This is a genomic window from Epilithonimonas sp. UC225_85 (assembly GCF_042695135.1).
Taxonomy (GTDB): Bacteria; Bacteroidota; Bacteroidia; order Flavobacteriales; family Weeksellaceae; genus Epilithonimonas.
Genome location: NZ_CP170547.1, coordinates 3024711 through 3038083, shown reverse-complemented (window position 1 = coordinate 3038083; position 13373 = coordinate 3024711). Strand labels below are relative to the sequence as shown.

General features: G+C 35.9%; 15 protein-coding genes and 2 pseudogenes. 4 read left to right on the top strand and 13 right to left on the bottom strand.

The features are described 5' to 3' along the window. Positions 1–61: 61 nt before the first annotated feature. Positions 62–958 carry a cyanophycinase gene (locus tag ACFJGY_RS13905; RefSeq protein WP_379964919.1) on the bottom strand — a complete coding sequence of 299 codons (897 nt, stop codon included), beginning with the start codon at positions 956–958 and terminating at the stop codon, positions 62–64. Positions 959–1310: 352 nt separating this feature from the next. Between ACFJGY_RS13905 and cphA the strand changes: the two genes are divergently transcribed. Next, positions 1311–3938: a cyanophycin synthetase gene (cphA, locus tag ACFJGY_RS13900; protein ID WP_379964917.1), complete on the top strand. Its 2628-nt coding sequence runs from the start codon at positions 1311–1313 to the stop codon at positions 3936–3938. A gap of 75 nt (positions 3939–4013) precedes the next feature. Here cphA and ACFJGY_RS13895 read toward each other — a convergent pair whose 3' ends face one another. Together ACFJGY_RS13895 and ACFJGY_RS13890 are read right to left on the bottom strand one after the other, a co-directional pair. After that, a complete protein-coding gene (locus ACFJGY_RS13895; protein ID WP_379964915.1) occupies positions 4014–4160 on the bottom strand; it encodes a hypothetical protein in 147 nt (48 codons plus the stop codon). After that, positions 4144–4730, bottom strand: a pseudogene (locus tag ACFJGY_RS13890) (zeta toxin family protein). Before ACFJGY_RS13890 ends, ACFJGY_RS13895 begins: the two are co-directional and overlap by 17 nt. A 90-nt stretch (positions 4731–4820) precedes the next feature. On the opposite strand from ACFJGY_RS13890, the gene ACFJGY_RS13885 reads away from it, so the two are divergent. Then, a complete protein-coding gene (locus tag ACFJGY_RS13885; RefSeq protein WP_379964913.1) occupies positions 4821–5951 on the top strand; it encodes an alpha/beta hydrolase-fold protein in 1131 nt (376 codons plus the stop codon). A gap of 78 nt (positions 5952–6029) precedes the next feature. Here the strand turns inward: ACFJGY_RS13885 and ACFJGY_RS13880 are convergent, their stop codons facing one another. Continuing rightward, positions 6030–6353 (bottom strand): nuclear transport factor 2 family protein, encoded by a 324-nt coding sequence (locus tag ACFJGY_RS13880; protein WP_379964911.1) that lies wholly within the window; start codon positions 6351–6353, stop codon positions 6030–6032. A 22-nt stretch (positions 6354–6375) separates the two neighbouring features. Next, on the bottom strand, positions 6376–7170 hold the full coding sequence (locus ACFJGY_RS13875) for an SDR family oxidoreductase (protein ID WP_379964909.1): 795 nt from the start codon (positions 7168–7170) through the stop codon (positions 6376–6378). 123 nt (positions 7171–7293) lie between these two features. Between ACFJGY_RS13875 and ACFJGY_RS13870 the strand changes: the two genes are divergently transcribed. Further along, complete coding sequence (locus ACFJGY_RS13870) at positions 7294–7665, top strand: winged helix-turn-helix transcriptional regulator (RefSeq protein WP_379964907.1); 372 nt, start codon at positions 7294–7296, stop codon at positions 7663–7665. A gap of 13 nt (positions 7666–7678) precedes the next feature. Here ACFJGY_RS13870 and ACFJGY_RS13865 read toward each other — a convergent pair whose 3' ends face one another. The 7 genes and pseudogenes from ACFJGY_RS13865 to ACFJGY_RS13835 all read right to left on the bottom strand — a co-directional run bounded on the left by ACFJGY_RS13865 (position 7679) and on the right by ACFJGY_RS13835 (position 11610). Next, positions 7679–8269, bottom strand: coding sequence for a dual specificity protein phosphatase family protein (locus tag ACFJGY_RS13865; protein WP_379964905.1), 591 nt, complete (start codon positions 8267–8269; stop codon positions 7679–7681). A gap of 19 nt (positions 8270–8288) precedes the next feature. Then, the gene (locus ACFJGY_RS13860; protein WP_379970191.1) at positions 8289–8573 is read right to left on the bottom strand and encodes an HNH endonuclease; all 285 of its coding nucleotides are present in this window, start codon (positions 8571–8573) and stop codon (positions 8289–8291) included. A 63-nt stretch (positions 8574–8636) separates the two neighbouring features. Continuing rightward, on the bottom strand, positions 8637–8825 hold the full coding sequence (locus tag ACFJGY_RS13855; protein WP_379964903.1) for a hypothetical protein: 189 nt from the start codon (positions 8823–8825) through the stop codon (positions 8637–8639). Between the two features lie 265 nt (positions 8826–9090). Continuing rightward, a complete protein-coding gene (locus ACFJGY_RS13850; protein ID WP_379964901.1) occupies positions 9091–9891 on the bottom strand; it encodes a DUF6602 domain-containing protein in 801 nt (266 codons plus the stop codon). 18 nt (positions 9892–9909) lie between these two features. Continuing rightward, the gene (locus ACFJGY_RS13845; RefSeq protein ID WP_379964899.1) at positions 9910–10800 is read right to left on the bottom strand and encodes a hypothetical protein; all 891 of its coding nucleotides are present in this window, start codon (positions 10798–10800) and stop codon (positions 9910–9912) included. A gap of 61 nt (positions 10801–10861) precedes the next feature. Continuing rightward, positions 10862–11203: pseudogene (locus ACFJGY_RS13840) on the bottom strand (GIY-YIG nuclease family protein); the annotation flags it as partial. Positions 11204–11223: 20 nt separating this feature from the next. Beyond that, entirely contained in the window at positions 11224–11610 is a 387-nt protein-coding gene (locus ACFJGY_RS13835; RefSeq protein WP_379964897.1) for a hypothetical protein, read from the bottom strand. A gap of 227 nt (positions 11611–11837) precedes the next feature. On the opposite strand from ACFJGY_RS13835, the gene ACFJGY_RS13830 reads away from it, so the two are divergent. Next, the gene (locus ACFJGY_RS13830; protein WP_379964895.1) at positions 11838–12401 is read left to right on the top strand and encodes a hypothetical protein; all 564 of its coding nucleotides are present in this window, start codon (positions 11838–11840) and stop codon (positions 12399–12401) included. 171 nt (positions 12402–12572) lie between these two features. On the opposite strand, the gene ACFJGY_RS13825 is transcribed toward ACFJGY_RS13830, so the two are convergent. Beyond that, on the bottom strand, positions 12573–12965 hold the full coding sequence (locus ACFJGY_RS13825) for a hypothetical protein (protein ID WP_379964893.1): 393 nt from the start codon (positions 12963–12965) through the stop codon (positions 12573–12575). Positions 12966–13373 lie beyond the last annotated feature (408 nt).

Sequence of the window (13373 nt, the reverse complement as noted above, 5' to 3'; positions counted from 1 at the left end):
ATTAAGCGGAGTCGAAGTGCTATTCTCTAATATCTAAAGTCTAATATCTAACTTCTAATTATTAGCTGTTCGGAATGACCTGTGGAATTGGGTTATACTGAGAATTAACAATAGTCATTTCTCTGGATTTCATATCGAAAGTATCATTCATAGAAAGGACATCTACAATTAGATTTTTAATAGAAATAGGCTGGCCAAGATCTACGTTTGTAAGATTGGTATCTTTAATCTGAAGTCCGTCAACAATGATAACCAAACCGGAGCCAATCGCTGTCATTTCATCATCCTGGATAAATAATCCCGTGTCTTCACCAAGACCAATTCCTAAAGTTCTCGGATTGTTCACAACGGCCTGAAACAATCTTCCAATCCTTCCTCTCTGAACAAAATGTGTGTCAATAATGACGTTTTCTATAAAACCCAGACCTTGTGTCGTTTTAATTTCGCCTTTCAATAATGCTTCAGAGCTGGAACCTTGGTAGATCATATTTTCAGAAGCTGCAGCAGCTCCGGCAGATGTTCCTGCATAAATAAAATCTTCGGTCTGATATTTTGTAAGGATGGCATCATGAAATCTTGTTCCGCCAAGGATGGAAGTCAGTCGGAGTTGGTCACCGCCTGTGAACATCACGACATCAGCAGCATTGGCTCTTGCAACGATGGCGTCACTATTAGCCTGTTCACGGTTTTGAATATCCAGAATATTACAAGTTTTTGTACCCAAAAATTCGAAAGCCTTTTTATATTCAGGGCCAACAATATCAGGGATTTGAGAAGCTGTTGTGATGATTTCTATAACAGAGTCTTCTTTTAATTTAGATTCGTTGATGATCTTTCTGAGGATACCTCGTTCAAAAAAGTTGAGGTTTTTTTCGACGTTCTGATCAAAATGGGTTTCCGTAAAACTACCTTTGTTTACAGCGCCTCCAATGATGACAAGTTTTCCTTTTGATTTCATAGTTAACAAAAATAATAAATCATAATAGAATAAGCCTCATATTTTCGAGGTAAAAATCAGTCCATTGTATTTAAAGTTTTAATAACTAATAACTTATTTACAGTAAAAAGTGATTTTAAATTAACAATTTGTTAATTATTATGAAAATTTGATAAAGATTATGTTTTATAACAAAATATTTATTTCCAAATTTTCGTGATTTAAAAGCTTTTCTATTATCTTTGATAAAACTAGAATTTAGGAACGACTTTGGTTAGCGTTTTTTGATAGTTTGAGAGAACTTAATCACAAATTTTAATACATTGATTTAAAGTCTAATCTGAAATCTAATATCTAACAACTACTTTTAAATATGAAAATCGAAAAAATACAGGTTCTAAGAGGTCCGAATATATGGAGCATTACCAGAAAAAAACTGATACAAATGCGTCTGGATCTGGAAGAAACAGAACATTTCCCTACCAATAAAATAGACGGTTTCCGCGAGAGAATCGAACAATTATTACCATCATTAATTTCACACAGATGTTCTGAAGGCTGCGAAGGCGGATTTTTCAAACGTGTGGAGATGGGAACGTGGATGGGACACGTCATCGAGCATATTGCTTTGGAGATCCAGACTCTTGCAGGGATGGACGTTGGTTTCGGAAGAACGCGCGAAACTAAAACGCCTGGCGTTTACAACGTTGTTTTTAATTACAGAGAAGAGCAGGCTGGGATTTTTGCAGCAGAAGAAGCTGTAAAAATTGCAGAAGCCCTGATGTCTGCCACAGAATATGATATTGAAAAATGTATTCATAGTCTCAAGGAACTTCGTGAAAGCGAGAGACTGGGACCCTCTACAGGAAGCATCGTGGAAGAAGCGGCGTCCAGAAAAATCCCGTGGATCAGGTTGGGCAAAAACTCTTTGGTTCAGCTGGGTTATGGGATCAATCAACAGAGATTTCAGGCAACCATTACAGGAAATACCAGTAGCATTGCTGTGGATATTGCCTGCAACAAAGAACTGACGAAAAAAATGTTGGAAGACGCAGCGATTCCGGTTCCTTCCGGAAGTCTGGTTGTGGACGAAGAGGGTCTGGATTATGCAATCAGAAAAATAGGTTATCCAATCGTGATCAAGCCATTGGACGGTAATCACGGGAAAGGTGCTTCTATTAATGTCAATGATTACGAAACAGCGGTAGTTGGTTTGGAACACGCACAGAAATATTCCAGAAAAGTAATTGTAGAAAAATATATTACCGGTTTTGACTTCCGGGTTTTGGTCATTAATCATAAAATGGTGGCTGCCGCAAGAAGGGTTCCGGCCCACGTTGTTGGTGATGGCGAACTGAATATACAGGAACTCATCGATAAAGAAAATCTGGATCCGAGAAGAGGTTACGGACACGAAAATGTCCTTACCGAAATCGATGTTGATAAAGACACCAACGAACTTCTTGATAAACTGAACTATACACTTGAAAATGTTCCTCAAAAAGGTGAGCTGGTTTATCTAAAATCTACAGCCAATCTGTCAACTGGAGGAACATCAATCGATGTTACGGATATGATCCACCCGGAGAATGTTCAGATGGCGGAACGTGTTTCCAGGATCATCGGACTGGATGTCTGCGGTATTGATATTATGGCGGAAAACCTGACTCAGCCTCTGAAAGAAAGTGGTGGCGCAATTCTGGAAGTAAATGCTGCACCAGGTTTCAGAATGCACCTTGCTCCAAGTGAAGGTTTGCCTAGAAACGTTGCTGCGCCGGTTGTTGATATGCTTTATCCTGCCGGAAAAGAATTCAGGATTCCGATTATTGCTTTAACCGGAACCAACGGAAAAACAACCACGACAAGAATCCTCGCTCACATCGTTAAAAACAATGGTAAAAGAGTAGGTTTCACAACTTCTGACGGAATTTATATTCAAAATACCTTGCTTCAAAAAGGCGATACTACAGGTCCACAGTCTGCTGAATTTATTTTAAAGGATCCGACGGTAGAATTTGCTGTTCTGGAAACGGCAAGAGGTGGGATTTTAAGATCAGGTTTAGGTTTCGGAACTTGTGATATCGGGGTTTTGACGAATATTAAAGAAGACCATTTGGGCATCAGTGACATCCATAACCTGAAAGATCTTACGAAAGTAAAACGTGTGGTTCTGGACAGCGTGAAAAAAGACGGCTGGTGCGTTTTGAATGCAGATGATGAATATTCTATGAGAATAGCAGACGATCTGCGTTCAAAAGTAGCGCTCTTCAGTCTGGATGAAAATAATCCGCACATCAAAAGATTTGCAAAAGAAGGCAGAATTACCTGCGTTTATGAAGAAGGTTTTGTAACGATCAAAAAAGGCGAGTGGAAGATCAGAATCGAAAGAGTGAAAAATATCCCGATCACGATGGAAGGAAAGGCGAAGTTTATGATTGCCAACGTTTTGGCAGCGTCATTGGCGGCTTACGTTTACGGTTTCGAAATCCCGAATATCGCTTTGGCGCTAACAACCTTTATCCCAAGTGCACAATTGACTCCGGGAAGACTGAATATCTTCAATTTCAAAAACTTCAAGGTGATGATCGATTTTGCACATAATCCTGCTGGTTATGAAGCGATTGAAGATTTCCTGAAAAGTGTTGAGGCTAATAAAAAAATCGGAATCATCTCCGGAGTTGGCGACAGAAGAGACGGCGATATCCGTGAAATAGGAAAAATTGCCGGAAGAATGTTCGATCACATCATCATCAGAAACGAAAAACACCTGAGAGGAAGACCGGAAGAGGAAATTAATGGTCTGATCATCGAAGGAATCCAGGAAGCCAACAGAAATATCAGTTATGAGTGTATTCCGAAAGAGATCGACGCCTTGAAACACGCTATGAGTCTTGCAGAAGAAGGGACTTTTATTACTGCGCTTAGCGACGTTATCAATAATGCTATTGAACTGGTTCAGGAATATCAGAACAAGGAAGTTCAGGACGAAGGAAAGTATTAGACTTAATCATATAAAATTGAAAAAACCGCTCTGTTTAAGGGCGGTTTTTGTTTTGAATAAAATGAATATAAAAGTCTAAGGTTTAATCTTTACAATTTTATTATTTTGAATAATAACAATTTCGCCATTATTTTTACGCTTAGATTCAATCATTTTTTGATATGCTTTTTCAAGACCTTTTATGATGTTATTTCTTCTTTCTATCTTATTTTCTTTTGTCATAATAATGTTTTAAGTCATTAAATTTTTCTTGATTCAAAATACTGATGTCTTCATCAAAATTTTTTTCGGCAATTAATTCATGTTTTCCTTCCGAATTATCAAAAATCAAAACTTGATCTGCAATGGGAAGATAGATTCAAAAAGATTAAAAATTCCATTCGTGTATCTTCTTTCGATTACCTCTTCAGGGATATTGTGTCCGCCTTCCTTTACTCTTATTTCAACCCTTTGTTTAGCTAAATTGGGATTTTTTAGCCAGAAGAAAAGAAGAGTAGTGAAATAACCATTTTCTTTAGCTTTCAGGATTTTTTGTTTATAGGTCTTTGTTGCTAATGTTGTTTCAAATGCAAAGTTCTCTTTGTTCTCAAAAAGATCATCAATTCTATTCAGCATTATTCTACCTGCTTCGAATGCAACTTTTTCCGGCTGAAAAGGGGATAAGCCTTTTGCGATTTCATCAGCATTCACAAACTCTTTACAATCCAGAATTTCCGGTAAAATAGTAAAGGAAGCTGTTGTTTTACCTGCTCCGTTACAACCTGCAATGATGTAAAGATTATTTTCATTCATCATTACAAATATAACATAAATATTTCTCGTAGTAGTTGAAATGAATAAATCCTTAAATTACGCAATATTTCAAGTTTTAAATTCAAATCAATGCAACCCTTTAAAATAATAGCAACCATTCTTTCTCTAAGCTCATCTATGTTATATTCTCAAAATTATAAAACATCTTCGACTTCAAAAACAGGGAAAGAATTTCCGAAAGTCGATATTGAAAGAAGAGCGCAGTTCAAAGTCTATTTCCCTGAAGCAAAATCTGTAATTCTAGAAGGCGGTGACGGGATGAGAAATGTAAATTCAACTTTGATAAAAGATAAAGACGGCTTTTGGAATCTCTCGACTTCACCATTGGAAATCGGATTTCATTATTATTGGTTCGATGTAGATGGAAAAAGGACGAATGATCCAAACACAGAACTTTACTTCGGTTACAGCCAGCCCACAAGCGGAATAGAGATCCCTTCCGGTGAAGATTTCTTCTTTGAAAAAAATGTAAAACACGGAAAAATAGTTGATGACAGTTTAGATTCAGAAATAACCAAAGGAAAACGGAACTTCAAAGTTTATCTGCCGCCAGGTTACGGAACTGAAAAATTCCCGGTTTTATATCTTTATCACGGAACCGGCGAAGATGTCACCGGCTGGGGAAAACAAGGTTATATCAGAAATATTCTGGATAATCTTTTTGAAGATAAAAAAGCTAAAGAAATGATTGTGGTGATGGATTACGGCGTTGCACTTGATCCTGAACAGGAAAAGTTGCCAGACGATTATCCAAGAACGGTTCTTTCTACCAAAAATCTAGACCAGATCGTAGTTCAGGAATTGATTCCTTACATCGAAAAAAAATATAAAACCGACGGCAAAAAAGCGATTGCCGGACTGTCGCGGGGAAGTTATCAGGCTATGTTTATCGGGGCAAATCACCCCGGATTATTCTCTGCAATCGGTTCTTTTAGTCCGGTGATCTATGAGGGAACGGCACTTCAGCCTTTCAAAGAATTGCCTGTTGATAATCTGTTGAGGTCAAAACACAAACCATTTTTCTTTATCGGAATCGGTGAAAAAGAAGATAAGCGTTTCTTTGACTACAATCATATTGTAACCTCTTATCTTGATCAAAATAAATATCCGTATGTCCAATACAAATCTGCCGGAACGTACCACGAGTGGCTCACCTGGAGACGTTGTCTTTATGAATTTGCTCAGAAGATTTTTCGATGATTTTAATAATGTTTTTTGAATTTCAATAAAAAAACCGCTCTTTTACAGGGCGGTTTTTCTGCGCTTCAAACTGAATTCTTATGAAGTAGTCCTGAGAGATTCTATCAGATCATTTTTTAATTTCAAATGAAAATATAAAACTAGTGGGCTTCCCGGGAAAGTTCCCGAAACTTCTGCTTTTAAAACGCTTTCCTCCCCATTTTCTTCATAACTGATAGGCTCCATAGTGGATTTATAACGCTCATTGGCATCTGCAATCCAATGTTCTATTTCTTTTCTTCCGTTGTGCGTTTTGCCCTCGTCAAAAACTACGGCTGTTTCTGTAAAACATCTGGCGTAAGCCGGGCTATCAAAATTGTTTTGTGTTTTTACTAATTCTGCTACTACTTTTGGTAAGTTCATTATTTTTAAATTTTTAAGATTATTAAACTGTTGGCACTGTGCCGCCATCGATCACAAAATTGGTTCCTGTTAAATAATTAGCTCTTGGTGAAACCAAAAAACCAACTAATTCTGCTACTTCTTCTGACTCGGCAGGTCTTCCAAAAGGGATTCCACCCAAGGCATCCATGACACTTTGTTGCGCTTCTTCTACAGTACTGTTCGCATTTCTTGCAATCTCGCCCAGCCAGGCTTTAGATGCCGTGGTGTTGATCCATCCCGGCGAAACGGTGAGTACACGAACGCCTTTTGGTGTCACTTCGTTTGATAGACTTTTACTGTAATTGATCAATGCTGCTTTTGCACTTGCATATGGCAAAGTAGAGTCGTAGAGTGGTAGTTTACCCTGAATAGAAGCTATGTGAATAATGACTCCACTTTTTCTTTCAATCATCTGGGGCAAAAAACCTCTGTCCAGTCGTACAGGAGCGAGCAAATTAGCTTGAAAAGTGGATTCCCAATCTTCATCGCTTAATACAGCAAAACCACCGGCAGGAGTAACCGAAGAGCCTAAGTTATTAACTAAAATGTCCAATCTGCCGTAAATCGAAAGTACCTCGCTGATCACTTTTTGTGCATCTTCTGCCTTGCTTAGATCGGAAGAAATGAAATGCAGATTACTGTTTCCTTTTTCGGGTGCGTTTCGTGCAGTAATGATAACTGTTGCGCCTGCATTTAGAAGTCTTTCTGAAATCGCTTTTCCTGCTCCTTTTGTCCCGCCTGTTACCAAGGCGATTTTGCCTGATAGTTCATTATTGAAATTAAAATCTTGTCCCATTGTTTTATTTTTGTACAAATTTCTGACATACTTCAACATTGCACAATTACGGAAATACGATTCGGATAGGGATTAATTTTTCCCCTATTGTACAATTTGGAACATAGGTTTAAATTTGCTTTTATGTATGAGAGAAAGATTTTACCAAACCTGAACTGCGGCCTCGACCTGATCGGCGAAGTGCTCTATGGCAAGTGGAAAATCCGCTTGCTTTGGTTTATTAATGAAGGACATAAACGCCCCAGCGAACTTCAGCGCAAGATTCCCGATGCAACAAGACGGGTCCTGAATATTCAGCTGAAGGAACTGGAAGACCACGAGCTGGTTTCAAAGGTCATTTATCCTGTTGTGCCGCCAAAAGTAGAGTACAGTCTAACCGATTTTGGAAAGACACTCATTCCGGTGATTTCAGTTTTAGGAAATTGGGGTGATGAGAATGAGGAACGCCTGCAATCGGTCATTATGAAAAGATATAATGCTGATAGTGCCGGGTGATTTTAAAGTCTTATTATTCTCTGATTCTCTTTTTATAATTGATAAGGTAAACGCCTTTATCAGAACTCTTTGAAAAGTTATTGCTTAGTTCCCAGAAGAAACGGGCATTTTCCCTGGCTTTTTCATTGCTGAAGTTTTCGTACTCGATTCTGTAAATGGAACTGAATAACCGCGAACGTCCGACGCCGTGGTGACAATGGATCAGGACGGGATAATTTTGCGGATTATCCATAATTTTCAAAAACTTTTTTACGGTACTGTCTTGTGGGATCTGGTCGGTAGGAAGATTGTAATAATTAACGCCCGCGATCTGATCTATTGCATTTTCTTCCGCATTCACCTGTTTTTTGGTTTCGGGGTTCAGTTCCGTTTGCTCAGCCCCGTCGCGCAGGTCAATCACGGATTTTATGTGATGATCATCCAGAACCTCGCGCAGTTTGTCCGGTGGTATTGCTCCCGAATTATAGACTTTGTTTTCCGAAATGGTCACCAGATTATAGCGCACTTTTTTCTGATAAAACACAAACCCTGAAATCAAAACGGTGGCAATAAGCAACAGGCTTACAACTATTTTCGTGGTTTTGGTTTTGAATTTTAGGATCATAGGTGTTTATTTTTTTAGTTTAATTGTGCAATTCTTCGTGGCAGGAGTTACAGACCGAGACAAGCCAATCAATGGGTTCCCTTCCAATATTATAAGCATATCTAGTATGATGTACCTGAGTTGCTTTTGCGCCACAATATTCGCAACGCCAATTATCTCTCTTCAAAACGACATATCGTTTACGCTGCCACGCCTCAGATTTCAAATAAACATTCCGGTAATAGTCACGGCGTTTCTTGCGCTTAAATTCAAAAACAGATTGCTTAAAAATCCAGGAAGTGAATCCTATGAAAATTAAAATCATAACAGTTATAATCTCCATATTCCTGCTATTTTGCTTATAAAATATTCACTGTAATAAAAGCAATCACTCCGCTTTCTTCCGGGCATTCTTAACGAGCACAAAGACGGCGACCAAAAATGTGATGGCATACACCGCTGCGAGTGCAGGCTTCTCAACAGTCATTGCTTTGAAATCAATTTGTTTGTACAAAGCCACGCCAACAATGATGGCGACGATGCCCATTATAAAAGTCATGGGATTATTCTTTTCCATAGTTATATAATTAAATTAGTTTTTTGCGCTACTAAAATAACTATTTTTCTTAAAGTTTTCCTGCTTTATTTTCCACAGTTTCAGATATGGTCTAATTCTTAAAGATCTGAAATTATCGTTGGAGTGGTACAATAAAAACCGCTTTGGGTGGCGCTTAAATTTATTCTAATTTCTATCACTGTTGTAAGGCACCGGCTCTTATCAAATTATATTTGTGAACGAGCGTGACTATTGTGCCAGCGTACGGGACATTTAGTGATTGTAATTATTTTCCAGTAATTTCAATAGTAGATTTTCTAAAAAGTTCCTTAGTGCCCTCAATAGGATAAGAAAACCAATTTCTATCATTTAATCCTCCAGTAGAAATATCCATTAAATTAGAAATGAAATATGAAAATGATAAATTATTAATTTCGTAAATATTGTAAAAATCTTTTTTCAAATCTATTAAGGGTTGTAAATTTAATCCCTCAATATTTTTCCATTTTTTAATGAATATATTAGTTCCTAACGAAAAATGATTTACTAAACCATCGCTATCAGATAAATAATTTTTTATGTGTGTATTTTCAACATTTCCGTCAAAATCAAAAGCAAAGACTCCCAAGAATATTTTAGTTCTATAGTTTTTATATCTTCCATCAAGTCTAAATTGATAATTACTTTTAAAATCAAGCATAGACACAGATTCTTCAAATTGCACAATAACATCTCTTAAAGTGGTGGGATTGAGCCTTGATTTTACTTCTATCAATGCCTTAACATTTTTTAATGTTGTAATAATAAAATCGCCCTCAGAAAAGAGGACTGGATATGTATTATCATAAAGAATAATATCAATCTGTTTGCTTATATTGTCTGGATTTCTGGAGTCTACTATAAATCCAGTTCCTATAGACATATTGCTAGGTAGAAAATTTTTAATTACGTTCTTTAAAATAGCTTCTTTGTATCGTCCTTCTTCACCCCAATGACGATTGCCAATTAAATCTCGCACTCTATTTTTGGTAACTTCTAATTCTTGAGTTATTGATTCTTGAAATCTTCTGATATTTTGTCCAGACATATTTTTGTTATTTGAATATTAAATTCCTTTTTTATAAAACTTTAAAAACTCACTAAGTTTATCAAGAATTTCAAAGTCATTTGGATTTATTTTTGAACTTTCAATTATTGTTGTTGTGTCTCCATTTTCAAGTTTATTAGGGTTGTCTGCAAAACCTAGTGATGATATAAGTTTTTCAAAAAGGTCAGGTGTATCTTTATAATCTTCAAAAAAATTTAAAATAGTCAATTGATTTTCTCTTTGGCGTTTTATAGCTTCGTAATATCGATATTCATTCATAGTCACACGATATTGTTTAAGAAAGAAAAAAGCTATTGCTTCTACAAAAATAAGTGTACCAATTCTAGGTAAATATTCAAATAACATTCTGGATGTGGGTAGATCTTTAATTATAGGTGTTAAAGTATTATGAATATTTGCAGCCTGAAAATAGAAAAATAATACACCTGCGAAAGCAATTAAACAACCAATTAAAAGATATGCACCAGCTCGAGAATAAAGTTTATCTGCAATCTGTTTACTTTGGAATAAAAATTTTTCAAGATATACTTCATTTTGTTTTGAAGTTTCTTGTATTTTATTTGTTAATTCTTTTTTCTCAAAGGCTATCTCTATATCTTTTGTTTCTGTAAAGATTTCTTCAGATCTAAATCGATTTTTTCTATTTCTAAAATATTCAAAAGGAAACTCTGCATATATTAAATTAAACAGAAATGGAAATAAAAAAACTAAAATAGCAAATACAATTTCAATATAAAAATCCATGAAGAATTCATCATAATACATTTTACGTCTAATTATTCCCCAATAAAATGGTCTTCCCCCGACAAGCAAACTTACTACAGCCCAGAAGTAAACTTCTAATATTCCTTTTGTTGCTATTACTAATTTTTTTGTTGTTTTCTCCATATATGTGTTGTTGTTACTTAGATTGTTATAAATAATTTAAACCAAAAATGTGATATCATTCTCATTCTTCATCAGAATAATTCAGACTACTCGGAAATTCTTCAAGAATCAAATCCTCAATAGTTTTCGGTGCTTCAGTATCATTAAGTTTTTCAATGATTGCAAGCGTTTCTCTATATTCCATAGCTTCAGGAAGTCTTTTAAACTTTGCCTCAAATCCTAACTGCTTGATCATTTCTTCAATTTCTTCCAACGTCACTTTGAAGAATTCTTTTCTGTAATTAAGCATATTAACCATTTTATGAAAAAAGGCTTTGTGAAGTTCATATTCTAATGTTCGAGCTTCATCACTATAGATCATTGCGTGAATATCGAATTGAAAAGAAACTGACCCCGATGTCGAGGATTTCCAATCCGTGACAGTTACTCTTTATTACAGAATTCATTAAAGTATCTTTCTCCCATAGTCTCTGGAACAACATAACTCATATCGGCTATAATTTCATTCACTTCGAAATGATCAAGAAGCTTTCCTTCTTTAGAATATACATTCATTTGTAATATGCCCATTTTTTTGTTGTCACAATCAAATTTGAAGAGGGCTAGTGTATAGCCATTAACAATTTTAGCAACATTAGAGTTCTTCGGATAATATTCTGTTTTTTCCGAAACCGTTTTGAACCAACCGGTATTGTCGGTATTATATTTGTAAAAAACAGCCTCCTCATCACCTGGTGAAATGGTTTTCCAATCCTGAGAATAGCTAAAAGAAAATAGGGAAAGCGAAAGAGCTAATAAAAGTTTTTTCATTTGGTTATTAATTTTAGTTTAATCCAAATATACAAAATAGACTGATATTCAGATGATTAATTTAATGCATTAACATAATATCAACCAATAATCCTCAATAAACCCCAAAACCCAATTTAACATAATATATTTTAGAAAAATAATTCACAAAAAATTACATTTAATATGAATAAAATATTTATTTTCGAAACTCAAATTAAATATTAAACCTTTAAAAAGCACAAACAATGGCAGAAAGTAAAAACAACATCATTACGCACGGCCTTAGCGGCAAAGTAGGAGACCTGATCGTCTTCAGTCAGAGAAACGGCAAAACCATAGTGTCCAGAGCGCCACGCGACAAAACAACAGAGGACACAGAAAACCAGAAAGCACACAAACGCAAATTCCAGAGAGCCATCCTCTATTCCAAAGTCGTCCTGAGCAATCCGGATACTAAAGAAGAATACCAGGCGCATGCAGACCGCTCCAAAGGCATTACTGCCCACAATGTAGCAGTAGCAGACCTTCTCAATGCACCGGATATAGATTCTATAGACGTTTCGACGTACACCGGAAAAGCGGGAGACATTATTAAAATCGTAGCACTTGATGATTTCGCTGTAAAAATGGTGACTGTAAAAATAGAAAACGGAGACGGCAGCCTTGTAGAGGAAGGAGAAGCCATAGAAAATGGCGCAGAATGGATCTATACCGCCACCGAAAAAAATCCGGATCTTTCCGGAGATAAAATCACAATCACTGCCACAGACAACCCTGACAATCTGACACAAAAAACCCAAATCCTATAGAACCCAAAAACAGACTTAGGTAACGGAAAGGTAACACCTACCTAACGGAAATGCCCTCCAAAAACAATATGTCAAAATGACAAAAGCCACCCAATCCGGATGGCTTTTTTAATGTATTTTTCGGATGACTGTCAAATTGCTCAGAAAAATTAAGTGATCAATCCAACTTAACTATTTGTATTCATTGCTACAAAAAACACCCAAAAACCCTTGCTCTAAAGAATCCGGAATAGCATATACCATTTCTAGCAAATATGTATTCTGTTGGAAACTTACTAAGAAACTGTCTTCTTTTGAGTAGGCATTCCATTGTATCAGGCCGGCTTTTTTATTTTCACAGTCAAATTTCCATAAGGTTAATACATAGCCATCAATTACCTTTAAGCCGGTAGAAGTTTTTGGATAGTATTCCGTTTTTCCAGATATCACTTTTATCCAGGCCGTATTTTCTGTATTAGGCTTATAGTAAAAGGTATCAGTATTATTTTCAAAAATATATTTCCAATCCTGCGCATAGCTAAGAGAAAATATGGAAAGACCTGAAGCTAATAATAGTTTGTTCATTTTATAATTTTCAATTGATTAGTTAATTTAGTTTATTCAAATCTACAAAATATACTGATAATCAGGTAATTAATTTATTAATTTAACATAATCTAAATCAATAATCAGATTAAATTCAATACCATTAACACGCTTTTACTTTAGGGGTGATAATTCATAAAAGGTATCTGTATTAATGAGTATTTGTTTTACAAACTCAATATTTTATATTGAAAATCGCAAACGATGAAAGAATGCAAAACCAAAATCATTACACATACTTTTGCGTAAAATCAGGAAACCTTATTATAACACAAAAGCCACCCAAATCCGGATGGCTTTTGTTATTATATTTAAGGATTTTAACGTACAGTATTAGAGATGTCATCCTGAGGCTCTCGAAGGATTTATAACAAAAGGCTTCCTTCG